Origin of the sequence: Hydrogenophaga intermedia (assembly GCF_000723405.1) — a bacterium.
Classification (GTDB): domain Bacteria; phylum Pseudomonadota; class Gammaproteobacteria; order Burkholderiales; family Burkholderiaceae_C; genus Hydrogenophaga; species Hydrogenophaga intermedia.
Genome location: NZ_CCAE010000011.1, coordinates 1 through 25,660 on the forward strand (window position 1 = coordinate 1; position 25,660 = coordinate 25,660).

Annotated in this window: 29 protein-coding genes; 16 read left to right on the forward strand and 13 right to left on the reverse strand. The window is 68.4% G+C overall.

What is annotated here, in order from left to right; all coding sequences use genetic code 11:
• On the forward strand, positions 1–473 hold a 473-nt coding region (locus tag BN948_RS09050; RefSeq protein WP_035621348.1), incomplete at its 5' end, for an MFS transporter.
• Here BN948_RS09050 and murI read toward each other — a convergent pair.
• Positions 464–1,279, reverse strand: a complete 816-nt coding sequence (gene murI, locus BN948_RS09055; RefSeq protein ID WP_009518674.1) for a glutamate racemase — start codon at positions 1,277–1,279, stop codon at positions 464–466. The two genes, BN948_RS09050 and murI, sit on opposite strands and share 10 nt — an antisense overlap.
• Positions 1,276–2,829: a fumarate hydratase gene (locus tag BN948_RS09060; RefSeq protein WP_009518673.1), complete on the reverse strand. Its 1,554-nt coding sequence runs from the start codon at positions 2,827–2,829 to the stop codon at positions 1,276–1,278. Before BN948_RS09060 ends, murI begins: the two co-directional genes overlap by 4 nt.
• A gap of 146 nt (positions 2,830–2,975) precedes the next feature.
• Here BN948_RS09060 and BN948_RS09065 point away from each other — a divergent pair, with 146 nt between their 5' ends.
• Both BN948_RS09065 and BN948_RS09070 read left to right on the forward strand, forming a co-directional pair.
• The gene (locus BN948_RS09065; RefSeq protein WP_009518672.1) at positions 2,976–3,251 is read left to right on the forward strand and encodes a type II toxin-antitoxin system Phd/YefM family antitoxin; all 276 of its coding nucleotides are present in this window, start codon (positions 2,976–2,978) and stop codon (positions 3,249–3,251) included.
• The gene (locus BN948_RS09070) at positions 3,251–3,592 is read left to right on the forward strand and encodes a type II toxin-antitoxin system RelE/ParE family toxin (protein ID WP_009518671.1); all 342 of its coding nucleotides are present in this window, start codon (positions 3,251–3,253) and stop codon (positions 3,590–3,592) included. Before BN948_RS09065 ends, BN948_RS09070 begins: the two co-directional genes overlap by 1 nt.
• Before the next feature lie 47 nt (positions 3,593–3,639).
• On the opposite strand, the gene BN948_RS09075 is transcribed toward BN948_RS09070, so the two are convergent.
• Positions 3,640–4,602, reverse strand: coding sequence for a Bug family tripartite tricarboxylate transporter substrate binding protein (locus BN948_RS09075; protein ID WP_009518670.1), 963 nt, complete (start codon positions 4,600–4,602; stop codon positions 3,640–3,642).
• A gap of 65 nt (positions 4,603–4,667) precedes the next feature.
• Complete coding sequence (locus BN948_RS09080) at positions 4,668–5,504, reverse strand: cupin domain-containing protein (RefSeq protein WP_009518669.1); 837 nt, start codon at positions 5,502–5,504, stop codon at positions 4,668–4,670.
• Positions 5,505–5,602: 98 nt separating this feature from the next.
• Between BN948_RS09080 and BN948_RS09085 the strand changes: the two genes are divergently transcribed.
• Both BN948_RS09085 and BN948_RS09090 read left to right on the forward strand, forming a co-directional pair.
• On the forward strand, positions 5,603–6,502 hold the full coding sequence (locus tag BN948_RS09085) for a LysR family transcriptional regulator (protein WP_009518668.1): 900 nt from the start codon (positions 5,603–5,605) through the stop codon (positions 6,500–6,502).
• A gap of 10 nt (positions 6,503–6,512) precedes the next feature.
• Entirely contained in the window at positions 6,513–7,310 is a 798-nt protein-coding gene (locus tag BN948_RS09090) for an aminoglycoside adenylyltransferase family protein (protein WP_035621408.1), read from the forward strand.
• 4 nt (positions 7,311–7,314) lie between these two features.
• Here BN948_RS09090 and BN948_RS09095 read toward each other — a convergent pair whose 3' ends face one another.
• Both BN948_RS09095 and BN948_RS09100 read right to left on the reverse strand, forming a co-directional pair.
• Positions 7,315–7,590, reverse strand: a complete 276-nt coding sequence (locus BN948_RS09095; protein ID WP_009518666.1) for a DUF2164 domain-containing protein — start codon at positions 7,588–7,590, stop codon at positions 7,315–7,317.
• Between the two features lie 18 nt (positions 7,591–7,608).
• On the reverse strand, positions 7,609–8,544 hold the full coding sequence (locus BN948_RS09100; RefSeq protein WP_009518665.1) for a LysR family transcriptional regulator: 936 nt from the start codon (positions 8,542–8,544) through the stop codon (positions 7,609–7,611).
• Positions 8,545–8,696: 152 nt separating this feature from the next.
• Between BN948_RS09100 and BN948_RS09105 the strand changes: the two genes are divergently transcribed.
• Genes BN948_RS09105 through BN948_RS09135 form a run of 7 tightly spaced genes read left to right on the forward strand, consistent with a single transcriptional unit; the run spans position 8,697 to position 13,809 of the window.
• Complete coding sequence (locus BN948_RS09105; RefSeq protein WP_009518664.1) at positions 8,697–9,527, forward strand: intradiol ring-cleavage dioxygenase; 831 nt, start codon at positions 8,697–8,699, stop codon at positions 9,525–9,527.
• 34 nt (positions 9,528–9,561) lie between these two features.
• The gene (locus BN948_RS09110; RefSeq protein WP_009518663.1) at positions 9,562–10,659 is read left to right on the forward strand and encodes a C4-dicarboxylate TRAP transporter substrate-binding protein; all 1,098 of its coding nucleotides are present in this window, start codon (positions 9,562–9,564) and stop codon (positions 10,657–10,659) included.
• Positions 10,660–10,671: 12 nt separating this feature from the next.
• A complete protein-coding gene (locus BN948_RS09115) occupies positions 10,672–11,244 on the forward strand; it encodes a TRAP transporter small permease subunit (protein ID WP_009518662.1) in 573 nt (190 codons plus the stop codon).
• Complete coding sequence (locus BN948_RS09120; protein WP_009518661.1) at positions 11,237–12,556, forward strand: TRAP transporter large permease; 1,320 nt, start codon at positions 11,237–11,239, stop codon at positions 12,554–12,556. Before BN948_RS09115 ends, BN948_RS09120 begins: the two co-directional genes overlap by 8 nt.
• 17 nt (positions 12,557–12,573) lie before the next feature.
• Complete coding sequence (locus tag BN948_RS09125) at positions 12,574–12,879, forward strand: YciI family protein (protein WP_009518660.1); 306 nt, start codon at positions 12,574–12,576, stop codon at positions 12,877–12,879.
• A gap of 7 nt (positions 12,880–12,886) precedes the next feature.
• The gene (locus BN948_RS09130; protein WP_009518659.1) at positions 12,887–13,195 is read left to right on the forward strand and encodes a Dabb family protein; all 309 of its coding nucleotides are present in this window, start codon (positions 12,887–12,889) and stop codon (positions 13,193–13,195) included.
• A gap of 26 nt (positions 13,196–13,221) precedes the next feature.
• Entirely contained in the window at positions 13,222–13,809 is a 588-nt protein-coding gene (locus tag BN948_RS09135; protein WP_009518658.1) for a malonic semialdehyde reductase, read from the forward strand.
• A gap of 62 nt (positions 13,810–13,871) precedes the next feature.
• Here the strand turns inward: BN948_RS09135 and BN948_RS09140 are convergent, their stop codons facing one another.
• From BN948_RS09140 to BN948_RS09150, 3 genes are all read right to left on the reverse strand, one after another.
• Positions 13,872–14,651, reverse strand: a complete 780-nt coding sequence (locus BN948_RS09140) for a peptidylprolyl isomerase (RefSeq protein ID WP_009518657.1) — start codon at positions 14,649–14,651, stop codon at positions 13,872–13,874.
• A 92-nt stretch (positions 14,652–14,743) separates the two neighbouring features.
• Positions 14,744–15,019, reverse strand: a complete 276-nt coding sequence (locus BN948_RS09145) for a BolA family protein (protein ID WP_009518656.1) — start codon at positions 15,017–15,019, stop codon at positions 14,744–14,746.
• Positions 15,016–15,561: a septation protein A gene (locus BN948_RS09150; protein WP_009518655.1), complete on the reverse strand. Its 546-nt coding sequence runs from the start codon at positions 15,559–15,561 to the stop codon at positions 15,016–15,018. The genes BN948_RS09145 and BN948_RS09150 overlap by 4 nt, the downstream gene beginning before the upstream one ends.
• Positions 15,562–15,683: 122 nt before the next feature.
• Here BN948_RS09150 and BN948_RS09155 point away from each other — a divergent pair, with 122 nt between their 5' ends.
• Positions 15,684–16,679: a YcjF family protein gene (locus tag BN948_RS09155; RefSeq protein ID WP_009518653.1), complete on the forward strand. Its 996-nt coding sequence runs from the start codon at positions 15,684–15,686 to the stop codon at positions 16,677–16,679.
• A gap of 9 nt (positions 16,680–16,688) precedes the next feature.
• Here BN948_RS09155 and BN948_RS09160 read toward each other — a convergent pair whose 3' ends face one another.
• Genes BN948_RS09160 through BN948_RS09170 form a run of 3 tightly spaced genes read right to left on the reverse strand, consistent with a single transcriptional unit; the run spans position 16,689 to position 19,610 of the window.
• Complete coding sequence (locus BN948_RS09160) at positions 16,689–17,708, reverse strand: LLM class flavin-dependent oxidoreductase (RefSeq protein ID WP_009518652.1); 1,020 nt, start codon at positions 17,706–17,708, stop codon at positions 16,689–16,691.
• A complete protein-coding gene (gene msrB, locus BN948_RS09165; RefSeq protein WP_009518651.1) occupies positions 17,705–18,106 on the reverse strand; it encodes a peptide-methionine (R)-S-oxide reductase MsrB in 402 nt (133 codons plus the stop codon). Before msrB ends, BN948_RS09160 begins: the two co-directional genes overlap by 4 nt.
• A 13-nt stretch (positions 18,107–18,119) precedes the next feature.
• A complete protein-coding gene (locus BN948_RS09170) occupies positions 18,120–19,610 on the reverse strand; it encodes a protein adenylyltransferase SelO (protein ID WP_009518650.1) in 1,491 nt (496 codons plus the stop codon).
• A gap of 147 nt (positions 19,611–19,757) precedes the next feature.
• Between BN948_RS09170 and BN948_RS09175 the strand changes: the two genes are divergently transcribed.
• A complete protein-coding gene (locus BN948_RS09175) occupies positions 19,758–20,924 on the forward strand; it encodes a hybrid sensor histidine kinase/response regulator (RefSeq protein WP_009518649.1) in 1,167 nt (388 codons plus the stop codon).
• 19 nt (positions 20,925–20,943) lie between these two features.
• Here the strand turns inward: BN948_RS09175 and BN948_RS09180 are convergent, their stop codons facing one another.
• Positions 20,944–21,930 (reverse strand): AraC family transcriptional regulator, encoded by a 987-nt coding sequence (locus tag BN948_RS09180; protein WP_009518648.1) that lies wholly within the window; start codon positions 21,928–21,930, stop codon positions 20,944–20,946.
• Positions 21,931–22,148: 218 nt separating this feature from the next.
• On the opposite strand from BN948_RS09180, the gene BN948_RS09185 reads away from it, so the two are divergent.
• Positions 22,149–23,897: a carboxylesterase/lipase family protein gene (locus tag BN948_RS09185; RefSeq protein ID WP_009518646.1), complete on the forward strand. Its 1,749-nt coding sequence runs from the start codon at positions 22,149–22,151 to the stop codon at positions 23,895–23,897.
• A gap of 116 nt (positions 23,898–24,013) precedes the next feature.
• Positions 24,014–25,657 carry a 3-(methylthio)propionyl-CoA ligase gene (locus tag BN948_RS09190; RefSeq protein ID WP_009518645.1) on the forward strand — a complete coding sequence of 548 codons (1,644 nt, stop codon included), beginning with the start codon at positions 24,014–24,016 and terminating at the stop codon, positions 25,655–25,657.
• Positions 25,658–25,660: the final 3 nt, after the last annotated feature.

The following is a 25,660-nucleotide window of genomic DNA, read 5'->3' on the forward strand; positions in this document are numbered from 1 at the left end:
GATCTACCAACACCACCTCCGCGCCAGTGCTAGCTTTTCGTACCGTCACTTATTGCACTGAAAACGAGGAGACCCCCAAGCTGGCGCTGGGCCTCACGCTGCTGGGCTGGATTGCCACCTGCGTGATCGCGGCGCTCAGCACCACCAAGGGCATGTTCTGGTATGCCGCCGCCATTGCGGGCCTGTGCATGGGCTCCAGCCAGTCGGCCGGGCGCGCCATGGCCGGCATGCTGGCGCCGCCCGCGCAACTGGCCGAGTTCTTCGGCCTGTGGACCTTTGCCGTGCGCGTGGCCAGCATCGTGGGCCCGCTCACCTACGGCGTCATCACCTGGGCCACCGGCGGCAACCAGCGCCTGGCCATCATGTCGACCGCCTTGCTGTTCGTGCTGGGGCTGAGCTTGCTGGCGCCGGTGAACATGCGGCGCGGACGCGAAGCGGCGCTCACGGCGCCGTCGGCCCCCGCTCAGCTCTGAAGCGGGCGCACATCGGCTGGCATGCCCAGCCACTGCCGCGTGGCGCGGCTGAGGGCCTCGGCGTGGCCGGTGCAGTGCCAGATCGGCTCATTCTTCAACGCCAGGCCAGACGCTGCCGCACCCGACAGCAAGCCGAGCGCGCGGCGCGCCACGGCCTGCGCGGGATCGATCAGCGTGAGCGGCTGCGCGCCGCTGGCCGCTCGCCAGGACCCGAGCACCAGTGGGTAGTGCGTGCAGCCCAGCACCAGCGTGTCGATGGCCGGCGCCTCGTCCAGCAGCGCTTGCAGGTGGCTGCGACACAGCGCTTCGGCCGCCGCCCCGTCGCCGCGCTCGATCGCCGCGGCCAGGCCGTCTGCCGCGCGCTCGTGCACGGTGGCGCCACCCGGCGCGCGTGCCAGGCAGGCCGCGCGCAGCGCCTGGTAGCGCGCGCTGTTCAGCGTGGCGCGCGTGGCCACCACACCCACCCGGCCGCTGCGCGAGGCGGCCAGGGCGGGGCGAATGGCGGGTTCGATGCCCACGATGGGCAGTTCGCGATGTTCCGCGCGCAAGGCGTCGATGCCGACGGCGGTGGCCGTGTTGCAGGCCAGCACCAGCAGGTTCAGGGGTTCGCGCGCGCGCCAGTCGCGAACGAGGGTGAGGAGGCGTTCGCGCAGCGCCTCGGCGGGCCGCTCGCCGTAGGGCGCCCAGGCGTTGTCCGCCAGGTAGCTCAGTCGGGCGTGGGGCAGCGCGCCGCGCAGGGCGCGCCACACGCTCAAGCCCCCGACGCCGCTGTCGAAGACACCGACGACGGGGGCGAAACCGCTCAAGCCGTGGCCAGCGAAATGCCCTTGAACTCGCCCGAGGCGATGCGCTGGCTCCACTCGGCCGGGCCGGTGATGTGCGCGCTGGTGCCGCCGGCGTCCACCGCCACGGTCACGGGCATGTCCACCACGTCGAACTCGTAGATGGCTTCCATGCCCAGGTCTTCAAAACCCACGACCTTGGCGTTCTTGATCGCCTTGGACACGAGGTAGGCCGCGCCGCCCACGGCCATGAGGTAGGCGCTCTTGTGCTGCTTGATGGCTTCGATGGCGACCGGGCCGCGCTCGGCCTTGCCGATCATGGCGATCAGGCCGGTCTTCTCCAGCATCATGCCGGTGAACTTGTCCATGCGCGTGGCAGTGGTGGGGCCGGCGGGGCCCACGGCCTCGTCGCGCACCGGGTCCACCGGGCCCACGTAGTAGATGACGCGGTTGGTGAAGTCCACGGGCAGCGGTTCGCCCTTGGCCAGCATGTCCTGGATGCGCTTGTGCGCGGCGTCGCGGCCGGTGAGCATCTTGCCGTTGAGCAGCAGGGTCTGGCCGGGCTTCCAGGCCGCGACTTCCTCTTTGGTCAGCGTGTTCAGGTCCACGCGCGTGCTCTTGTTGTAGTCGGGCGCCCAGTGCACGTCGGGCCACAGGTCCAGGCTGGGCGCTTCCAGGTACACGGGGCCGCTGCCGTCGAGCACGAAGTGCGCGTGGCGCGTGGCCGCGCAGTTGGGGATCATGGCCACGGGCTTGCTGGCCGCGTGTGTGGGGTACATGGCGATCTTCACGTCCAGCACCGTGGTGAGGCCACCCAGGCCCTGTGCGCCGATGCCCAGGGCGTTGACCTTTTCGTGCAGTTCCAGGCGCAGTTCTTCCACCTGCGAGAGCTTCTCGCCCTTGGATGCCTTGGTCTGCAGGTCGTACATGTCGATGTCGTCCATCAAGGACTGCTTGGCCATCAGCATGGCCTTCTCGGCCGTGCCGCCGATGCCGATGCCCAGCATGCCCGGCGGGCACCAGCCGGCGCCCATGGTGGGCACGGTCTTGAGCACCCAGTCCACCAGCGAATCGCTGGGGTTGAGCATCACGAACTTGCTCTTGTTCTCGCTGCCACCGCCCTTGGCGGCCACGGTCACGTCCACGGTGTTGCCGGGCACGATCTCGGTGAAGATGACCGCGGGCGTGTTGTCCTTGGTGTTCTTGCGCGCGAAGTGCGGGTCGGCCACCACGCTGGCGCGCAGGGTGTTGTCGGGGTGGTTGTAGCCGCGGCGCACGCCTTCGTTGACGGCGTCGTCCAGGCTGCCCGAGAAGCCCTCGAGCCGCACGTCCATGCCGATCTTCAGGAAGACGTTGACGATGCCGGTGTCCTGGCAGATGGGCCGGTGGCCGGTGGCGCTCATGCGGCTGTTGGTGAGGATCTGCGCGATGGCGTCCTTGGCCGCGGGGCTCTGCTCTCGCTGGTAGGCGCGGGCCAGGTGGGCGATGTAGTCGGCGGGGTGGTAGTAGCTGATGTACTGCAGCGCACCGGCGATCGATTCGATGAGATCGTCGGCCTTGATGGTGGTGGGCATGGTCGGTCGTGGGCTGGGGGTGGATAACCTCGGGATTATCCCTCTGTGAGGATGGGCGCGCCGGGAGCGCCAAGGTGTCCACACATGGTCAGATAGGACCAAAAAAGGACTATATTCAGTCCTTTCCGGATCCCGAAGGACAGATCGTGCGCTACTCATCTCAAGTCAAGCCCATCAGTTACCTCAAGGCCAACGCGGCAGAGGTGTTGGCGCAGTTGTCCGAGCAGCGCGAACCCCTGGTCATCACACAGAACGGTGAAGCCAAGGCGGTGCTGCAGGACGTCGCCTCCTTCGAGGAAACGCAGGAGGCCTTGGCGTTGCTCAAGATCCTGGCGCTGGGCCACCAGGAGCTGGAGGCGGGGCGGGTCCGACCGGTGGCCGAGGTAGTGGCGCGCTTGCGGTCGAAGCGGGCACCGGGCTGATGGCCAGCAGGCCGAAGCGTTACGAGGTCCTGCTCACTCATGGCGCGGAGCAGGACCTGGAGTCCATTCACGACCACATCGCCGAGTTCGACTGTCTGGCCAATGCCCATCGTGTTCTGGACCAGTTGATGGCGGTGGTGGACGGGCTGGCTCACATGCCCGAGCGGGGCAGCTATCCGAAGGAGCTGGTGGCGCTCGGCATCAAGGAGTACCGCCAGACGGCATTCAAGCCTTATCGGGTGATCTACCGCGTCGTGGGCCAGCGCGTCGTCATCTACCTGATCGTGGACGGTCGCCGAGACATGCAGTCTGTGTTGGCCCGCCGGTTGCTGGGTGCTTGAGGCTTGTCATCTCGCCCGAACACGTCGGGCGGATCGGTTGAGGGCATTCACTCCAGCGTGATCTTCGCCCGCTCCACGACCTGCTTCCACTTCACCAGGTCGGCCTTGACGCGCTCGGACAGCGCCTCGGGTGTGCTGGGTGTGACTTCGTAGCCCAACTGGCGCAAGCGCTCGACCAGATCGGCCTGCGCCAGCGCCGTGGCCGTGGCCTCGCGCAGGCGCTGCAGCACCTCGGGCGGGGTGCCGGCCGTGGCGAACAGGCCGTACCACAGGTCGTGCGTGGCGCCCACGCCGTTCTCGGCCAGGGTGCGCACCTCGGGCAGCAGGGGCGAGCGCTTGTCGCCGCCGATGACGCTGATGCCGCGCAGCTTGCCCGCCTTGATGTGCGCTGCCAGCGCAGGCACGGTCACCACCACCATGTCGATCTGCCCACCCAGGACGTCGTTGATGGCCGGTCCCGTGCCACGGTAGGGGATGTGCTGCACGCGGGTGCCGGTGTTGAAGCCGTAGAGCTCGCCGAAAAGGTGCGGTGAGGTGCCCACGCCCGGCGTGCCGTACTGCAGCGTATGCGCCTGGGATTCGGCGCGCAGGGACTGCGCGTCCGTGGCCTTGACCCGCTGCGGGTTGACGGCGATCGCCATCTGCGTGGAGCCCACCAGCGAAATCGGCGCGAAGTCTTTCGCCGGGTCGTACTTCAGGTCCTTGTAGAGGTTGGGATTGGTGCCGAGGAAGTCGTTGGCGAACAGCAGGGTGTAGCCGTCCGCCGGGGCACGGGCCACGAACTCCGCGCCGATGTTGCCTCCCGCGCCGGGCCGGTTGTCCACGATCACGGGCTGGCCCAAGGCGGCGGACAGGCGCTCGGCGAAGGGGCGCGCGATGCCATCGAAGCCACCGCCGGGCGGGAAGGGCACCACCATCTTGATCGGGCGGTTGGGATAGGGCTGCGCCATGGCGAGTGCCACCGCGCCGAAGGCGAGGCCGCCGATCAGCAGGCGGATGAAGGTCTTCATGTCTTGTCTCCTGTGCGGTGTTCGTTGTCGTGCCACCGCGCGTTGCCGGGCGGTGTGCAGGGAAATCAATGGCCGGTGAGTGGCGGTATGTGCATCTCCAGCAGTTCGCTCGGCCGGGTGGCGCGCACCGTGGCGCCGTCGGCATCGGTGCGCAGCGTGGCGTGTCGCTTCCACGTGCCCAGGGGCGACGTGCCTTCGCCGTCGAGCACGAAGACGATGGCGTGTGGGGCGAGGGGCACAGGCATGTCGGCCGACAGGCCGATGAGGCTCAGGCGCGTGCCCCGGGCCGAGAAGCGGCCCAGCGGCTTGCGGCGCACACCCGGTGCAGCCGGATCGTCCTGCCACTCGATGGCCGCCGGGTCCAGGAAGACCGGCGCGTCCAGTTCGCTGGGCGAGTAGGCGATGCGCCGCCCGTGCACGTGTTCCCACACGGCTTCGTAGGCGTCCTGGTTCTTTCGGCCGCTCTCGCCTTCATGTCGGCGGAACACGCCGTTCTCGAACGTGCCGTGGCGGCGAAGCTCGTCCACGGCCTGCTGGAAACGCGCTTCCGAGATGTAGCCGCTGCCGCTGGCACCGCCGAACTGCAACACCAGCGTGGCCGATTCGCCGGCGATGCTCTGCGGCCCATAGTGCACGCCCTCGGGGAAGTAGGCGATGGAGCCGGGCCGCATCACGCCGTTGCGCGCGAAGTCGGCGTCGCCGTGCAGTTGCACGCGCACCTGGTCGAAGTTGTGCCTGTGGCGCGGCGAGTGGAAGTCGGCGTAGGTGTGCGCGAGCTGCAGGTAGAAGTTCTCCGGCGTGCCTTCTTCGCCGTGCAGCAGCGACTGCGAGCGGAACAGGCCGGCGCGCGCGTGCTGGCGCTCGATGACGGGCACATCGTCGAGGTTGACGAGGGCTTGCATGGGTCTCCTTCGGTAGTGGGGCGGGTCGAAGGAGCCGGAGTGTCGGCGCGCGGACGACATCAATCAATACAATGAACCGACTATCGAATATCAACGCAATGCATGTCAACGACATCGACCTGAACCTGCTGCGCCTGTTCGACGCGGTGTTTCGCGCGCGCAGCGTGAGCCGCGCCGCCGACACCTTGAACATGACGCAGCCGGCCGCCAGCCAGGGCCTCACGCGGCTGCGCGCCTTGTTGCACGACCCGCTGTTCATCCGCGCGCCGGGCGGTGTGCAGCCCACGCCCAAGGCCCAGCGGCTGGCCGAGCCGGTGCGTCGCGCGCTATCGGGCATCGAAGAGGCCTTGAACGAGACGGCGGCTTTCGATCCGGGGCTGTCTCGACGCACCTTCCACCTGCACATGAGCGACAGCGGCGAAATGCGCTTTCTGCCGGCGCTGATGGCGGCCGTGCGCGAACAGGCGCCGAACGTGCGTTTGGAAACGCGTCGCGTGCCGCGCGAGCAGATCACCGAGGCGCTGGACACGGGGCGCATCGACTTTGCCTTCGGCTTCCTGCCCACGGTGAAGGACACGCGGCGCGTGCAACTCATCCGCGACCGCTACGTGGTGCTGCTGCGCGAGGGGCATCCCCTGGCCGCGCGGCGCCGCACGGGCAAGGCCTTGCTGGCGGCCATGCGCGAGCTGGATTTCGTGGGCGTGCGATCGCACGCGGACACCCTGCGCATCCTGCAACGGTTGGGGGTGGATGACCGCCTGCGCCTGGTGACGGACCACTTCACCGTGCTGCCATCCATCGTGCAGTCCACCGATCTGGCAGCCATCATGCCCGGCGTGATCGCACGGGGTTTCGATCGTGGCTACACCATCCTCGAGCCCGACTTTCCCTTGTGCGAATTCACCGTCTCGCTGCACTGGAGCCGCCGCTTCGAGGTGGACCCGGGCAACCAGTGGCTGCGCGAGCTGGCCGTGGGCCTGTTCAGCGGGACGGACTGATATGGCGGAGATGAACAAATCCATGCCCCCGGAGATCCGTGCGCAGGTGTCGGCGGCGTGCACCCTGCTGAACCGGCACTTGGGCGATGCGCTGCTCGGCGTTCACCTGTTCGGCTCGGCCGTCGATGGTGGGCTCAAGCCTTTCAGCGACATCGACCTGCTTGTGACCGTCGGGGACCGTGTGCCCCCGTCCGTGCGCCGTTCGCTGATGGTGGATCTGCTGGACGTGTCCGCGCCGCCCGGGTCGGCGGGCCTTCGCGCGCTGGAGGTCACCGTGCTGGCCCTGCCCGAGGTCGTGCCCTGGCGTTACGCGCCGAGGCGCGAGTTGCAGTTCGGCGAATGGTTGCGCGCGGATATCGGGGCGGGTGTCATCGAGGGGCCGGTGAACGACCCCGATCTCGCGATCTTGTTGACGAAGGCCCTCCGGCACAGCGTGGCATTGGTGGGTGAGGGGGCCAATGGCTGGTTCGATGAGGTGCCCCGCGCCGACCTCGTGCGCACCTTGCTGGACACCGTGGCTCAGTGGAACGGGCCGGACGATTGGGCGGGCGACGAGTGCAACATCGTGCTGGCGCTGGCCCGCATCTGGTACACGGCCAGCACCGGCGGCATCGCGTCCAAGGACGCCGCCGCCCGCTGGCTGCTGGACGGCGGTGAGGCCGCCTCGCACCGCGCCGTGATCGAGCAGGCGCGCGCGGCCTATCTGGGGCAGGAGAGCGATGAACTGGCCCGGTGGCCAGCGGAAATCGCCGCCTTCGTGGCCCACGCCCGCCAAGCCATCGAGCGGCTGTGCACCGCGCCGCGCTGAAGGCTCAGCGCTTGCCTTTGCCCCCGGCCTGCCGCTTGCGCCAGTACTGGAAGGCGTCCTCATGCAACTCGATGTCGAGTTCCAGCAGGCGCTGCTGCAACCGCTCCTGCACCTCGGCCACCGTCTGGTTGTAGACCAGCGGGCCGATCTCTTCCAGAAAGAAGTTCAACAGCGCGCCCGCGCCGATGTTGCCGATGCGCTGGTCGAGCTCTTCGTTGAAGTAGCGCTCGATGGAGGCGACGGCCTGCGCGCGTTCGTCGCGGGGGAGTTCGATGGGCATGGCTTGGCTTCGTTGAAATCAATACACCGCGAACCGCCCCGTCCACTTCCGTTCGTAGTCCATCTTCGCGAAGTGCCCCGCCATGAAGTCGATGAAGGCGCGGACCTTGGCCGAGAGGTGTTTGCGGCTGGGGTAGGCGAGGTTGATGGTGAGATGGGGCAGGTCCCAGTCCTCCAGCACGGGCACCAGGCGGCCCGCGACGATGTCGTCGTAGACGATGTAGCTGGGCTGGATGAGGATGCCCATGCCGTCCAGCGCGGCGGCGCGCACGATCTGGCCGTCGTTGGTTTCCAGCAGGCCCTTGATCTGGATGGTCTTCTGCTCACCGCTGCCGATCTGCGTGAAGCGCAGCTCGTTCGGCGTGTTGGCGTGCAGGTAGACGAGCAGCTTGTGCTGCTGCAGGTCGTCCAGCCCCTTCGGAAAACCATGCTTCGCCAGGTAACCGGGTGAAGCCGCCAGCACGCGGCGTGTTTCGCCCAGGCGGCGGATGGTGATGTTGCTGTCGGGCTCGTACTCGCGCGTGCGGATCGCCACGTCGATGTTGTTGTCGATGATGTCGAGGTAGCGGTTGGCCGCCTCCACGTGCACGCTCACATTGGGGTAGCGCTCGGTGAACTCGCGCAGCAGCGGCGCGATGTGGTGCATCGAAAAGCTCAGCGAGGCCGTCACGCGCAGCAGGCCCGTGGGGTTGAGCGCGGCGGCGTTCACGTCCGACTCCGCGTCGCGCAGGTCGCTCAGGATGTTGCGCGCGCGCTGGAAGAACTCCTGCCCCGTGTCGGTGAGGTAGAGGCGGCGCGTATTGCGCTCCACCAGGCGCACGCCCAGGCGTTCCTCCAGCGCCGCCAGGTGGCGGCTGGCGCTGGCGTTGCTCAGGTTCAGGGTTTCGGCCGCGCGCGACAGGCTGCCGGTTTCGGCCACCTGCACGAACAGTTCGATCTCGGTCCAGCGGTCCATCGCTTGTCTCGTTGTCTTCTTCGGGTTGTCCCTGAGGCTCTTTCGCCGGACGGAAAAGTCTTTTCGATTCCGGGCATTGGTTTTCCATTTCGAGCGGCCTACATTCTGCCGCCACGGTGGCCCACGGGCCCAAGGATTTTGGAGACACGACGGTGCGCAACCTCAACCAGGACAACATCACGCAGGCGGTCATCGCCCGCCTGGCCCAGACGCCGGACCCGCGCCTCAAGCAGGTGCTGACGAGCCTGGTGCAGCACCTGCACGCCTTCGCCCGCGAGGTGAAGCTGACCGAGGCCGAATGGGCCTACGGCATCGACTTCCTCACCCGCGTGGGCCACACCTGCGACGACCAGCGCCAGGAATTCATCCTGCTGTCGGACACGCTGGGCCTGTCGATGCTGACGGTGGCGCTGAACAACCAGAAGCCCGCTGGCTGCACCGAGGCCACGGTGTTCGGGCCCTTCCACGTGGAGGGCGCGCCCGAGGTGCCGCACGGCGCCGACGTGGCCAATGGCGCACCCGGCAAGCCCTGCGAGGTGGCGGGCAGCGTGCGCGGCCTGGGCGGCGAGCCCGTGGCCGGTGCGGTCATCGACGTCTGGCAGGCCGACGCCGAGGGCCTGTACGACGTGCAGCGCGAAGGCCTGAAGGAGGCGCAGGGCAGGGCCGTGCTGCGCAGCGACGCCGAGGGCCGTTTCCACTTCCGCAGTGTGGTGGCCGAGCCGTACCCCATCCCCGACGATGGCCCCGTGGGCGAGATGCTCACCGCCACCAAACGCCACCCCTGGCGCCCCGCGCACCTGCACTTCCGCATCCAGGCGCCCGGTTACCAGACGCTGGTGACGCACGTCTTCCGCGATGGCGATCCCTATCTCGACTCCGACGCCGTCTTCGGCGTGCGCAGCTCGCTCGTGTCCGACTGGGTGGAACAGCCCGACGGCCGCGTGACCCTGGACTTCGATTTCGTGCTCAACCCGAGCGCCTGACGCTCACCGTTCCACAACAACAGGAGACAAGACCATGATGATCCACAAACGCGCCTTCGTGGCCGGCGCCCTGGCCGCCGCGCTGATGGCCGCCGGCCTCACCACGGCCCACGCGCAGCAGACCTTCAAGCTCACCATCGCTTCCAGCCACCCCACCACTTTGCCCTGGGTGGGCCTGATGAGCACGCTCTTCGTACCCGAGGTGAACAAGCGCGTGGAGGCCCTCGGCAAGGGCTACAAGATCGAGTGGAAGGAAGCCTACGGCGGCCAGCTCTACAAGATGAACGCCACGCTCACCAGCGTGGGGCAGGGCATCGCCGACATCGGCTGGGTATTCGCCAACCTCGAGGCGGCCAAGATGCCGCTGACCCAGTACGCCACCGTCACGCCCTTCGCCACGGGTGACGTGCGCACCCTGCTGCAGGTGGCCAACGAACTCAACGAAAAGATCCCCGCGCTCAAGGCCGAGTGGGACCGCAACAACCTGGTGTTCCTGGGCGCCAGCGGCGTGGACACCTACCACCTGTTCACCAAGAACCCGCTCAGCACCTACGCCGACCTCAACGGCCGCAAGCTCTCGGCCCCCGGCGCGCTGGGCCTGTGGCTCAAGGGCTCGGGCGCGGTGCCGGTGGACGGCTCGCTCACCAGCTACTACACCGACATCCAGACCGGCGTGAGCGAGGGCACCATCTCCATCGCCACCGGCATCCTGCCCAGCAAGGTCTACGAAGTGGCGCCCTACGTCACCACGGTGGACATCGGCGCGCTCTACAACGGCGGCATGGCCATGAACAAGGACAGCTTCAACGCGCTGCCGCCCGAGGTGCAGAAGATCATCAAGGACGTGGGCCTGGAGTACTCGCGCGTGCTGGGCGACACGCTCATGCAGCGCTACGAGGCCGCGCTCAAGGCCATCGGCGAGCAAGGCGCCAAGCAGGCCGTGCCGGTGAAGATCGCGCCCATGGCCCCTGGCGAGCGTGAGAAGTGGGCCAAGACCATGCCCAACATCGCCGGCGATTGGGTGAAGGCCAATGCCTCGCGCGGCCCGGCGGCGCAGATCGTGAAGACCTACCTCGAAGAGTTGCGCAAGCGCGGCGCGAAACCCCTGCGCGACTGGGACAAAGAGCTCTGATCGGCCGCTTTCATGAGCTTCGAAGCCAACACCAACCTGGAGGAGGCGCCAGTCTCGACGGCGCCGTCCAGTCCCTTCGGGCACGTCGTCGACGCGCTCAATGGCCTGGGCTCCATCGTCATCGCGCTCGTCATGGTGCTCATGTGCGCCGACGTGTTCATGCGCAATGCCTTCAACCAACCCCTGGACGGCGTCGCCGAGATGGTCGCGGCCTCCATCATCGTGATCGTGTTCCTGCAACTGCCGGCCACGCTGCGCCATGGCCGCATGAGCCGGGCCGACCTGTTCATCGATCCCTTCGTGTCCCAGCGGCCACGCGCCGGCAAGCGCCTGCGCGCGCTGTTCTCGCTCGCGGGCATCTTCGCCTGCGGCGTGATCGCCTACGCCACCTGGCCGCTGTTCCAGCGCGCCTGGACGAACAACGAGTTCTTCGGCGTCGAGGGCGTGTTCACCTTCCCCACCTGGCCCATGCGCATCGTGGTGTTCACGGGCGCCTTGCTGGCGGCGGTGCAGTACGCGCTGCTGGCCTGGCAGGACTGGCGAGAAGCCGCGCATGACCGAGCAGGGGAGGGCCGCCATGTCTGACCTGCTGCTGGGCTTCATGGCCATCGGGGTGATGCTGGCCTTCATCATCCTGGGCATGCACATCGGCATCGCGCTCATCGTCACGTCCTTCGTGACGGTGTGGGCCATGCGCTCGCCCGAGATCGCCGCGCGCTTCGTGGGCGCGGCGGCGAACGATGCCATCCGCGACTACCTCTTCGGCGTGGTGCCGCTGTTCGTGCTCATGGGCATGTTCGTCAGCGTGAGCGGAGTGGGGCGCGACACCTTCGACGTGTTCCAGTGGCTCTTGCGCCGCCTGCGCGGCGGCCTGGGCCTGGCCACCGTCGGCGCCAACGCGGTGTTCGCGGCCATTACGGGCATTTCCATCGCCTCGGCCTCGGTGTTCACCAAGGTGGCCACGCCCGAGATGATCCGCCACGGCTACACGCCGCGCTTCTCGGTGGGTGTGGTGGCGGGCTCGTCGGTGCTGGGCATGCTCATCCCGCCGTCGCTGCTGATGATCATCTACGGCGTGATCGCCGAGGAGTCGATCGGGCGCATGTTCCTCGCGGGCATCTTCCCCGGCCTGCTGCTGGCCCTGCTGTTCTGCGCGCTGATCCTGGGCCTGGCGTATCTGCGCCCTGCCAGCATCTACGCTTCAGGCCATGCGGCCCCTGCGGCCGAACAGGACACGGAGACCTGGCGCAGCGCCACGGTGAAGTTCTTTCCCATCCTGGTGCTCATCGTGCTGGTGCTGGGCGGGCTCTACAGCGGCTTCTTCACGCCCACCGAGGCCGGCGCCGTGGGCGCTGCCGGCGCCTTCGCGATTGCCATCGCCCGGCGCCGCCTGAGCTGGCGCAAGCTGTGGAACGTGCTCACCGAAACCGGCTACGTCTCGGTGTCGGTGCTGTTCCTCATCGTGGCGGCCTCGCTCTACAGCCGCATGCTCGCGCTCACCGGCATGCCCGCGGCCATCACCACCGGCATCACCGAGATGGGCCTGGGGCCCTGGGGATTCCTGGCGGCCTACCTGCTCATCGTCATCGCCCTGGGCTGCATCATCGATTCGGTGTCCATCATGTTGATCATGCTGCCCATCGTGCTGCCCATCGCCGAGGCCTTCGGCATGGACAAGATCTGGTTCGGCGTGCTCACCGTGGTGGCGGTGGAGATCGGCCTGCTCACGCCGCCTTTCGGCGTCTCGGTCTACACGGTCAAGAGCGCGCTCAACAACCCGTCCATCACCATCCGGGACATCTTCGCCGGCACCTTGCCCTTCGTGCTGGTGATGGTGTTCTCGCTGTTCGTCCTCGCCGTCTTCCCGGGCCTGTCCACCTGGCTGGCCCGCATGTGACCGTCTCTTGCGAACCCATGATCTACATCTTCCATCTCATCGACAAACCCGGTGGACTCGAACTGCGCCAGCGCATGCGCCCCGAGCACAAGGCCTACCTGGGCGCCATGGCTGATCGCATCGCCTTCGCCGGCCCCTTGCTGGCCGACGACGGCAGCACCATGGTGGGCAGCGTGCTCGCCATCGACTTCGACAGCCGCGAGGCCGCGCTGCAATGGCAGGCGGGCGAACCATTCACGAAGGCTGGGCTGTACGCCAGCGTCTCGGTGTACGCCTTTCAGAACCTGTGGCCCCAGAAGGCGGGTTTTCCGCCCAGCGCCTGAGGACGCAATGCCCATCGTCAAGCACATCGTGATGTGGAACATCCTCGGCGATACAGCCGAGGAGAAGGCGCGCAACACGCTGCGCCTGAAGGAAGCCTTCGAAGGCATGCGCGGGCGCATCCCGGGCATGCTCGCGCTGGAGATCGGCGTGGACATCAGCCGCGTCGACTACGCCTGCGACGTGGTGCTCTATTCCGAGTTCGAGACCACACAAGCCCTGGCCGACTACGCTACGCACCCCGAACACCTGCGCGTGCGCGAGCAGCTCGAAGGCCTGCGCATCGCACGCCACCAGGTCGATTACCTTCCCCTCTGACTTCAGTACCGAAAGGACTTCCCTCCGTGACCCCGCTCGACCCCGTTGCCATCGACACGATCTTTCGCCAGGCCCGCACGGCCAATGGTTTCCTCGACAAGCCCGTGTCCATGGACCTGCTCAAGCAGGTGTACGAACTGGCCGCGCTCGGCCCCACCTCGATGAACACCCAGCCCACGCGCTACGTGTTTCTGCAATCGAAGGAAGCGCGCGAGCGCCTGCTGCCGGCCATGTCGCCCGGCAACCTGGACAAGACCCGCACCGCGCCGGTGACGGTGATCGTGGCCACCGACACGAAGTTCCACGAGTACATGCCCCGCGTGTGGCACCGCGAAGGCGCCAAGGAGAACTTCGAAGCCAACGCCGCCCTGGCCAGCGCCACCGCCACGCGCAACGGCACCCTGGGTGGCGCGTACTTCATCATTGCGGCGCGGGCGCTGGGCCTGGACTGTGGCCCCATGAGTGGCTTCGACATCGCCAAGGTGGACGCCGAGTTCTTCCCCGACGGCCGCTGGAAGACCAACTTCCTGATCAACCTGGGCCACGGCGACGACAGCAAGCTGTTCAACCGCAACGCCCGCCTGGGCTTCGACGAGGCCTGCAAGGTGCTCTGAGCGCAGCGCGCACAAAAAAAGCGCGGCCGGGCCGCGCTTTTTTGTGGTCGACAGGGCAGGGCTTACTGCACCTTGGCCTTGTCGCGCAGGCCTTGCTGGTACTGCTGCATCTTCTGCTGCGTGATCTGCTGGGTGATCTGCGGCTTGAGCTCGTCCAGGCTGGGCAACTGCGCCTCACGCACGTCGTCCACGCGGATCACGTGCCAGCCGAACTGGCTCTGCACCGGGGCCTCGGAGAGTTGGCCTTTTTCCAGCTTGACCATGGCCTGCGAGAACTCGGGCACGTAGCTGGCTGCGGGCGCCCAGTCCAGGTCACCGCCGTTGGCGCCGGAGCCCGGGTCCTTGGACTGCTTCTTGGCGATGTCCTCGAACTTGGCGCCCTTCTTGAGGTTGGCGATGATGGCCTTGGCCTCGTCTTCCTTCTCGACCAGGATGTGGCGCGCCTTGTATTCCTTGCCCGCGCTGGCGGCGGCGAACTTGTCGTACTCGGCCTTGACCTCGGCGTCGGTCACGGGGTTCTTCTTCTGGTAGTCCGCGAAGAGGGCGCGGATCATGATGGTCTGGCGGGCCAGCTCCATCTGGTTCTTGAACTCGGGGCTGTTGGCCACGCCCTGCTTCTGCGCTTCCTGCATGAAGATCTCGCGCAGCACGACTTCTTCCTTGATCTGGGCACGGACGGCGTCGTCGACCGGACGGCCGCTGGCCTCGATCTGCTGCACCAGGGCATCCACGCGCGCGGTGGGCACGGGTTTGCCGTTGACGATGGCCACGTTCTGCGCGGCCGCCCAGGGGGCGGTGGCCATCAAGACCGCCGCGGTCAGTGCCGTGAGGGTGACTTTCATGGATGGAAATCCTCGAAGTTGGAAAGGTGTTGGAGCCGCCGCGCCCACGCCGGTTCGCGGGGGGATGTGACAGAAGGTAGTCGGGGGCTGCGTCAGCGCTGGATCTCGATGGCCAGGGCGTGCAGCCCGGCGTCCGTGAATTGACGCAGGGCATCATACACAAGGCGATGCTGCGCCACGCGGCCCAGGCCGGCGAACGCCGGGGCCCCGATGCGCACGCGGAAATGCGTGCCGTAGCCCAGGCCGTTGGCGCCCGCGTGGCCCGCGTGCGCGGCGCTTTCGTCGATGACTTCCAGCGTGGTGGGCGAGAGGGTGTCGCGCAGCCGCGCCTCGAGGGCGGCGGCGGTGGGGATGGACAGGGTGTTCATGCTTCGGAGCGCGGTTCCTCGTCCTTGATGTGCCGCGCGATGTAGAGCCCTTGCGCGACGATGAACGCCACCGGGAAGACGTAGCCCCAGAGCTTGAAATTCACCCATTGTTCGGTGGTCTGGTAAGCGGCGAACCAGGCGTTGATGGCCGCCATGAACAGGAAGTAGCCTACCCAGGCCACGGTGAGGCGCGCCCACACGGGCTCGGGCAGGCTCAACTGGCTGCCCAGCAGCATCTGCAGGAAGTTCTTCTTCCAGCCCCACAGTGCGGCGGCCAGCACCACGGCCATGCCGAAGTACAGCACGGTGGGTTTCCATTTGATGAAGCGCTCGTCCTGCAGCACCAGGGTGAGCACGCCGAACACCAGCACCAGCACCAGCGTGATCTTGTGGATGTTCTGCAGCTTGCGGTCCAGCGCGTAGACGATGCCGGTCTGCACCACGGTGGCGGCCATGAGCACGCCGGTGGCCAGGTAGATGCCCTCCAGCTTGTAGGCGGCGAAAAAGAGCAGGATGGGGAGGAAGTCGAGCAGCAGGCGCATGATGGCGCGATTATCCGTGGACTGTGTGTCAGGGAACCCGGGCGGGGCGGACCGGCTCTGAAGTCCGGCGCCTGTCTGGGAGCCGATTCCGCATTCCCGTGTTCCCACCGGCTGGAGACTTCATGAACCTGCAAGAACAACAGACCATCCTCACCATTGCCCTCATGGCCGCCCTGGCCGACGGCGAGAAGGCCGACACCGAGCGCGAGAGCATCCGCGCCATCGCCGAGTCACTGGGCGCCGAGGCCGGCGCCGGGCTGGCCAAGGTGTATCAGGATGTGCTGCTCAAGCGGGTGGATCTGGCGGCCTGCGTGGCCCGCCTGAGCGACCCGGGCCAGCGCGAGCTGGCCTACGAAATGGCGGTGTGCGTGTGCGACGCCGACGGCGCGCGCTCGGCGGCCGAAGCGGCCTTCCTGGCCGACCTGAAGGCCCGGTTGAAGCCGGATGCGGCCGAGTCGGCGGCCTTCGAGAAGGTGGAGGCCGAGCTGGTGGAGGCGGCGAGCACGGTGGCGCCGGTGGCTCCGGCGGCGGCGGTGGCCACGGCTGCCGCCAGCACCCCGGCCGCCTCGCCGCCGTCCGCCGCCAACGAGCGGCGCGGACCGGACGGCGCCGCGCTGGACAAATCCATCCTCAACTATTCGCTGCTCAACGGCGCGCTGGAACTGCTGCCGCAGTCCTGGGCGTCGATGGCCATCATTCCCCTGCAGGTGAAGATGGTCTACGAGATCGGCCAGGCGCACGGGGTGGAGCTGGACCAGGGCCACATCCGTGAGTTCATCGCGGCGGTGGGCGTGGGGCTGACCTCGCAGTACCTGGAGCAGTTCGGCCGCAAGCTCATCGGCGGGCTGCTGGGCAAGGCGGCGGGGCGCACCCTCGGCGGGGTGGGGCGCGCGGCCACGGGCATGGCGTTTTCCTTCGCCACCACCTACGCGCTGGGGCAGGTGGCCAAGCGCTACTACGCGGGTGGGCGGCAGATGAGCACTGCGCTGCTCAAACAATCCTTCCAGGACCTGCTGGGCCCGGCGAAGCAGATGCAGACGCAGTACCTGCCGCAGATCCAGCAGAAGGCGGCGACGCTGGACGCGGGGCAGGTGATGGCGATGGTGCGGGGGCGCTGAGCCCCGCGCTCAGACAGCGGCCGGCGCGCCCTCACGCATCGCCGCGGCGGCGATGTCCAGCGAGCGCAGGCGCAGCGCCGGGTCGAACACGTCGCTCACCAGGATGAACTCGTCCGCCTCGGTCAGGTCGGCCAGCCGCTGCAGGCCTGCGCGCACCGTCTCGGGGCTGCCGATGACGGCGGCGGCCAGGAAATCGCCAATGCCCTGGCGCTCATGCGGCGCCAGCGAGGCCACGAAGTTCTCCACCGGCGGCGGCAGTTGCCCGCGTTGCCCGGTGAGGATGCCCAGCACCCGCTGGTAGGTGCTGCTGGCCAGGTACTCGGCCTCCTCGTCGGTGGGCGCGGCAACCAGCGGCACGCCGATGGCGGCGTAGGGCTTGTCCAACGTGGCCGAGGGGCGGAACTCGCCGCGGTACACCTCCAGCGCCTGCAGCAGCAGGCGTGGCGCGAAGTGCGAGGCGAAAGCGAAGGGCAGGCCGCGCTGCGCCGCCAGCCGGGCCGAGAACAGGCTGGAGCCCAGCAGCCAGATCGGCACGTTCGTGTTCTGCCCCGGCACGGCCACCACGCGCTGGCCCGGCTGCACGGGCCCCAGAAAGGCGGCCAGCTCGGCCACCTCGCGCGGGAAGTCGTCCTCGGTCTCGCGGCGGTCACGGCGCAGGGCGCGCATGGTCAGGCCGTCGGTGCCGGGGGCGCGGCCCAGGCCCAGGTCGATGCGGCCGGGGTACATCTCGGCCAGGGTGCCGAAGGCCTCGGCCACCACCAGCGGGGCGTGGTTGGGCAACATGACACCGCCCGAGCCGACGCGGATGCGCTGCGTGGCGCCGGCGATGTGGCCCACCAGCACGGCCGTGGCCGAGCTGGCGATGCCGCTCATGTTGTGGTGCTCGGCCAGCCAGTAGCGCGTGAAGCCCAGGCGCTCGGCGTGCTGGGCGGTGCGGGTGGCGATGGCGATCGCCTCGGACACGGTGCCGCCTTCGCGCACCGCGACGAGGTCGAGCATGGACAGCTTGATGTTGCTTAGCGGGGTCATTTCAGTTCGAGGGAGGCAGAGTTCATGCAGTAGCGCAGGCCGCTGGGCGCGGGGCCGTCCTCGAACACGTGGCCCAGGTGGGCGCCGCACTGGCTGCACACGGTCTCGGTGCGCACCATGCCGTGGCTGCGGTCGGTGATCTCGGTGATGGCGCCCGGAATGGCCTTCCAGAAGCTGGGCCAGCCGCAGCCGGCGTCGAACTTGGTGCCGGCGTCGAACAGGTGGTTGCCGCAGCAGATGCAGTGGTAGCTGCCGTCGGCCCAGATCTCTTCGTACTTGCCGGTGAAGGGGCGCTCGGTGTGGGCCTGTCGCGTGACCTCGAAGGCACCGCGTTCGGCGCCCTTGGCGGCCAGGATTTCGCGCCACTCGGCGTCGGTTTTCTTGATGGGGAAGTCCATGTCGTGGGTCCTTTCAGGAGGAGCAGGAGATCTCGATCTGCTGCGCCCAGTCGGGCGGGAAGGCGGCGAGGTCGTCTTCGCCTTTGCGTTCGTCGTAGGGGGCCGACAAAGCTTTCAGCAGGCGGTCGACTTCGCCGAAGTCGCCTTGCTCGGCGCGCTGGATGGCGATCTGCGCCAGGTGGTTGCGCAGCACGATGCGCGGGTTGACCCGGCGCATCGCGGCGGCCGTGGCGGCGGCGTCGAAGCCGGGCTGCGCCTGCAGGCGCTCGCGCCAACGCGCGGCCCAGGCGTCGAAGGACTCGCGCTGCAGGAACAGGTCGCGCACGGGCTCGGCCGCACCCTCGAGCGCGTCGCACAGCCGACGGAACAGGATGGTGAAGTCCACCGCGTCCTTGGCCATGAGCTGCATCAGCTCCTCGATGAGCGCGGCATCGCCCTCGCGGGTGTCGGCCAGCCCCAGCTTGGCGCCCATGCGTTGCGTGAGCGCGGCGGGGAACCGGGTCTTGTAGGGCTCCAGCGCGTCCAGTGCCTGCTGCTGGTCGTCCATCAGCGGCAGCAGGGCCTGGCCCAGGCAGAACAGGTTCCAGTAGGCCACGTTGGGCTGGCGGTGGTAGGCGTAGCGCCCGCCGTGGTCGCTGTGGTTGCAGATGTGCGCCGGATTGAAGGCGTCCAGAAACTGGAAGGGGCCGTAGTCGATGGTGAGGCCCAGCACGCTCATGTTGTCGGTGTTCATCACACCGTGGCAGAAGCCCACGGCCTGCCACTGCGCCAGCAGGTCGGCGGTGCGCGCGCTCACGGCCTCGAGCAGGCGCGCGTAGGGGTTGCCGCCCGCCTCGCGGCAGCCCGGGTAGAACGCGTCGATGACGAAGTCGGCCAGTCGGCGCAGTTCGTCCGCGAGCCCGTTGGCGGAGAAATGCTCGAAGTGCCCGAAGCGGATGAAACTGGGCGCCACGCGCGTGACCACGGAGGCGCTCTCCACGGTCTCGCGGATCACCGGCTGCGGCGAGCCCGTGACGATGAGCGCGCGTGTGGTGGGAATGCCCAGGCCGTGCATGGCCTCGCTGCACAGGTACTCGCGGATGGAACTGCGCAGCACGGCGCGGCCGTCGCCCATGCGCGAGTAGGGCGTGCGGCCCGCGCCCTTGAACTGGATTTCCATCGGCCCGGCGGGCGTGTCCAGCTCGCCCAGCAGCAGGGCGCGGCCGTCGCCCAGCTGGCCGGCCCACACGCCGAACTGGTGCCCGCTGTACACGGTAGCCAGCGGGCGCGCCCCTTCGATCGGCAGCGAGCCGCTGAACGCGCGCACGGCGTCGTCCTGGCGCAGGCGCGCGGGGTCCAGCCCCAGCGCTTGCGCCAGCGGCGCGTTCAGGCTCACCAGGTGGGGCTCGGGCAGCGGGGTGGGGGGCAGTTCGGTGAAGAAGGCCGGCCCCAGGTCGGCGAAGCGGTGGCGCCAGGGCAGGGCCAGGTCCAGCGCCGCCGGTGCGGCGGTGTCGGTGTCGTTCATGTGGGGGATTGTCCCCTGGGGGGGTATCCCGGCCTGTTTTCAGGGCCTTGACCGGTTGCCAGCGCCGCGGCGGGCCAGATAATGTGCGCCGGTTATGCGCCGGCCACACGCCGGTGCCAGGGGGAATGACAACCATGCGAAAGAAAAATGCGCACTGACGCCCAGGCCATCCTGTTCGTGGACGACGAGGCCGTGTCCCGGCAGTGGTTCTCGCGCTGTTTCGGCGACGAATTCGAGATCGCCACCGCCGCCAGCGCCGAGGACGCGCTGACGATGCTCTCCGATCGCGGCGAGTCCTTCGCGGCGCTCATCACCGACTACCGCATGCCCGAGCAGGACGGCATGAAGCTGCTCAAGGCCGTGCGGCGCGAGCACCGCCACCTGGTGCGCCTGCTGGTGACGGCCTATGCCGAGAAGGATGTCGCCATCGCCGCGGTCAACCAGGGACAGGTGCTGCGCATCCTGGAAAAGCCCCTGGAAGACGAGCCCACCCGCGAAGCGCTTCGCGAGGCGCTGTCGCTCTACCGCCACCAGGCGATGGAGCGCGCGCTCAACGAAGGCCGGGCCGCCGCGCTGCGCGAAACCCTGGGCTTCCTCGCGCACGAGCTCAACACGCCGCTGGCCACGGTGCGCGGCAGCGTGGCGGCGGTGCTGGAGCGCCACCGCCCGCCCGAGCCGGGCGACCCCCCGGGCACGGTGCGCTTCGAGGGCCTGGGGCCGAAGGAGTTGCTGGCCGCGTTGCAGCGCGCGGAGCGGCGCGCACAGTACTGCCAGTCGCTGGTGGCCACCTTCGTGCAGTCGGCGCGTGACGCCTACCCGGGCGCGGCGCCGCAGACGGTGAGCGCGTCCAGCCTGCTGGCCGTGCTGGTGGACGAGTACCCCTTCGAAGACCGCGAGCGCCGCTGGGTCGATGCCGAACTGCGGCACGACTTTCGCCTGCCTGGCCGGCGCGACCTGCTGTACCTCGTGCTGTGCACCTTGACCAAGAACGCCATCCTGGCGCTGCGCGACACCACCGAGCCGCGCCTGCGCGTGGAGGTCGACTGCGTGGCGGGCCCGGCCGGGCCGCGGGCCTTCATCCGCTTCATCGACAACGGCCCGGGCATTCCGCCCGAGGTGCTGGCGCGGCTCACGCGCGAGCCGGTGACCACCCGCGCCGCCACTGGGGGCAACGGCATGGGCCTGATGTTCTGTCAGCGCGTGATGCAGGCGGCGGGCGGGCAGATCCGCATCGATTCCACCCAGGGAGAAGGCACCACGGTGGAACTGCTGTTCGAACGCGGCGTACAGCCGGTGGCCGCGGGCGAGGCCTGAGCCGCGCGGTCGGGCCGCCTCAGCCGGACTCGCTCACCGCCTCGGCGCCCAGCAAGCGGGCCCGGTATTGACCCGGTGATACGCCGAACCAGCGCTTGTTCGCGCGAAAGAAGTTGCTCTGGTCCGCAAAGCCGAGCAGGTCGGCCACCTGCGCGAGCGCGTAGCGCGGTTCGGCCAGGTACTTGCGCGCCAGGTCGCGCCGCGCGTTGTCCAGCAACTGCTGAAAGCTCGTGCCTTCCTCGTGCAGGCGGCGCTGCAGCGTGCGGTCGGCCATGGCCAGGCCGTTGGCGATGTCTTCTCGCCGTGGCTCCCCCAGGTGCAGGCAACGGATGATGGCCTCGCTGGCGCGGTGACCGACGCGGGCATTGCCCAGGTGCACCAGGCGCGCCTCGATGACGCGCCGGTGCATGTCGAGGAGCACCGGGTCGCTGGAGGGCAGGCGGGTCTCGAGGTCCGCGTTGTCGAGCAGCAGGCGTGTGGCCGGTCGATCGAAGCGCACCGGGCAGCCGAAGGCGCGTCGGTACGGCTCGGCGCTCACCGGCTCGGGAAAGATGAACTCGGCGGCCAGCGCCTGTACCTCGCGCCGCGTGATCCAGCGGCACAGCATGGCCAGCGCGAGCAAGCCGTACTCCTGGCGCTGCCGCGGGATCGGCTGCGTATTGCCGATGTGGCCCAGCACCAGCCAGCACTGCCCCGTGCCTTGCGGCTCGAGTTCGAAGGTGGCGGCGTCGGAGATCACCGCCAGGTAGCGCGCGAAGCTCTGCAGGCCACAACGCAGCGTGGGGCTGGCCAGCATCACGTAGGCCACCATGTCGTAGTTGACGTGACGGGTGGCGAGCTCGCGGTCCATGCCCAGCGCCGGCTGGCCCGACCACGCCACGGCCAGGCGCCACAGGCGGCTGATGTCCTCGGCGTCGAAACGGGCCTCGGGCTGTTGCAGCAGGGCCATGTCGATGCCGGCCGTCGCGAAGAGGCGGGGCACGTCCAGCCCCTGCGAGGCAAACATGTCGGCAATGCCCCGGACCCAGGTGACCGAGCTTGTCCGTTTCGCTGGGGGTTGGCGGTGTGAAGTCACTGGATTGGCCACGTTGCGATAGCGGCGCGGCGTGCGCCCGTTCCTAGAATTTTTTGCGAGGACGGTGCCGCCAGGCGGAGCCGGATTCAACGGGATTTCAGTGCACGGCGCAAGCTGTTGTTTACCCCCAAAACACGAGGAGACAAGACATGTTCGAACGCACACCGGTGGGCGTGAAATGGGGCGTGGGCGCGGCCTTCGCGTTGCTGGCCGCGTGCGGCGGCGGCACGACCGTCGAGCCGCCAACGCCCGCTCCCCCCGCGCCACCCGCCCCCGAAGTCCGCCAGCTCGTCCAGGGCAGCGTGCGCGGCGTCAACGCGGCCACCGCCAACGGCACCTACTTCTGGAAGGGCATTCCCTACGCACAACCGCCGGTGGGCGCGCGGCGCTGGAAGGCGCCGGCTGCGCCCCTGGCCTGGACCGGCACGCGCGACGCCAGCCGCTTCGGCGCCGCCTGCCTGCAGAACGGCCGCATCTACGGCCCTGGCGCCAACAACCGGCACGACGCCACCATTGCCACCACGCTGAACACCCCCGTGGGCAGCGAAGACTGCCTGACGCTCAATGTGTGGCGCCCGGCGAACGGCGGCGTCGGTCTGCCAGTGATCGTCTTCGTGCACGGTGGCAGCAACATCTCGGGCTACACGGCCGACCCGGTGTACGACGGCGCGGCCCTGGCGCGCGCCACCAACACGGTGGTGGTGACGCTGAACTACCGGCTCGGCGTGCTGGGCTTCATGAACCTGCCACAACTCAAAGGCGGCACCGACCCCGACGAGGACTCGGGCAACTTCGCGTTGCTCGACATCGTGCAGGCCCTGCGCTTCGTGCGGCAGAACATCGCGGCTTTCGGCGGCAACGCCGGCAAGGTCACGCTGATGGGGCAGTCGGCTGGCGCCATCAACGTCTGGGCGCTGATGGCCTCGCCGCTGGGCACCGGGCTGTTCCAGCAGGCGGTGCCACTGTCAGGCGGCATTTCGCTGGCGAGCAACTTGCCGCCCGGCACCATCCCCACGCTCAACCCCGCCTCGACCTACCTGGCGCAGGCCAATGGGTTGCTCGCGCGCCTGGCGATGGCCGATGGCCTGGCCGCCGACCTGCCCGGGGCGCAGGCCTGGATCGCCACGCAGTCGGCCACGCAGATCGCCGACTACCTGCGCGGCAAGAGCGGCGCCGCCCTGCTGAGCACCTTGCTGGCGAACGGGCTCACCGGCTCCGGGCCGATTCCCGACGGCGCGGTGCTGCCCACCGACCCGATCGCCGCCATGGTGGCCGGCCACTACAACAAGGTGCCCGTGCTCGCGGGCAACACGGGCGAGGAGGGCAAACTCTTCGCGCCCTTCCTCACGCTGTTCGGCGGCCCGCCGGGCTTTCGCATCGACGACGCCACGCGCTTCAACATGATGGAAGCCTTCGACCCCGACGCGCCCACGGCGCTCACCGAGGGCGACATCCTGGACGCCGCCTACACGCCCTCGAACACGCCGGTGACCGGCTGGAGCGCGCGCGCCGCGCAACTGTCCGCCACCTTCATGGCGCCCAGCCGCGACAACGTGTTGAACACGCTCAAGGCCCGACAGGCCGAGGTCTGGTATTACCAGTTCGACTGGGCGCAGCAGCCCGCGCCATGGAACACCGTCTACGGCGCCGCCCACGCCTTCGACCTGCCGTTCCTGTTCGGCAACTTCGGCCCTTCGCTGTTTGCCAACACCATCGGCGGCAGCGCCAACCGCGGCGGCCGACTGGCGCTCTCCGCGCACATGATGGCCACGCTCGGCGCCTTCGCGCACCATGGCGATCCCAACCACGCCGGCCTGGGCGTGAACTGGCAACCCTGGCCGACGCAACTGCGCTTCGACGCCACGCCCACGGCCGCGCAGATCGGTACCGTGCCTTGAGCCTGTCCCGGATCGGACATGTCGGGGTTTCCTCTCGGGGAACGGCGGCTCTGCACCGCGCTTCACCCGCTACGATGAACGCCCCATTCCCTTGCCGGTAGACAGGAGACATTCACATGCTGGGCCAGATGCAGAGCCAACCGCTGCTCATTTCCAACCTCATCGTGCACGCCGAACGGCACCACGGCGCCACCGAGATCGTGTCGCGCCGCGTCGAGGGCGACATCCACCGCACGACCTGGGCCGAGGTGTCTCGCCGTTCGCGCCAGGTGGCCAATGCACTCGACGGACTGGGCCTGGCCTTTGGTGACCGCGTGGCCACCCTGGCCTGGAACGGGTATCGCCATCTGGAACTGTATTTCGGCGTCAGCGGCACCGGCCGCGTGCTGCACACGCTCAACCCGCGCCTGCACCCCGAACAACTGGTGTGGATCGTCAACCACGCCGAAGACAAGGCCCTGTGCTTCGACATGACCTTCCTGCCGCTGGTGAAGGCGGTGTGGAGCAAGTGCCCCACGGTGAAGCACTGGATTGCCCTGTGCGACGAGGCCGCGCTGCCGGCCGACAGCGGCATCCCGGGTCTCAAGAGCTACGAGGCCTGGATCGGCGCCCACAAGGACACCTACGCCTGGCCCGAGTTCGACGAGAACAGCGCCTCCAGCATGTGCTACACGAGCGGCACCACCGGCAACCCCAAGGCCGCGCTGTACTCGCACCGCTCCACCACGCTGCACGCTTATGGTGCGGCCATGCCCGACGCGATGAGCTGCTCGGCGCGCGACAGCATCCTGCCGGTGGTGCCCATGTTCCACGTCAACGCCTGGGGCCTGCCGTATTCCGCGGCGGCCGTGGGCTGCAAGTTGGTCTTCCCCGGCCCGGCGCTGGACGGCAAGTCGGTCTACGAGCTCATCGAGGCCGAGCGCGTGACCATGGCCGCCGGCGTGCCCACCGTCTGGCAGATGCTGCTGGGCCACCTGCAGCAGAACGGCCTGAAGTTCAGCACGCTCAAGCGCACGGTGATCGGCGGCTCGGCCTGTCCGCCCGCCATGATCAATGCCTTCAACGACCAGTACGGCGTGGACGTGCTGCACGCCTGGGGCATGACCGAGATGTCGCCGCTGGGCACGGTGTGCACGCTCAAGAACGCCCAGCTCGAACTGCCGGCCGACGAGCAACTGAAGGTGCGGCTCAAGCAGGGCCGCGCCATCTTCGGCGTGGACATGAAGATCGTGAACGAAGCCGGCGAAGAACTGCCCTGGGACGGCAAGGCTTACGGCGACCTGCTGGTGCGCGGGCCCTGGATCATCGCCAGCTACTTCAAGGGCGAGGGCGGCGACCCGCTGCGCTACGACGACCAGGGCCACGGCTGGTTCCCCACTGGCGACGTCGCCACCATCGACGCCGACGGCTTCATGCAGATCACCGACCGCAGCAAGGACGTGATCAAGTCCGGCGGCGAGTGGATCAGCTCCATCGACGTGGAGAACATCGCCATGGCGCACCCGGCCGTGGCCATGGCCGCCTGCATCGGCATGAAGCACCCCAAATGGGACGAACGGCCCATCGTGGTGGTGGTGAAGAAGCCCGGCGCGGAGGTGACGCGCGAGGAACTGCTGACGTTCTACGAAGGCAAGACCGCCAAGTGGCAGATCCCGGACGACGTGGTCTTCGTCGAGGCGATTCCACTGGGCGCCACGGGCAAGATGCAGAAGATGGTGCTGCGCCAGCAGCTCAAGGACTACGCGTTGCCGGGCCTGTGACAA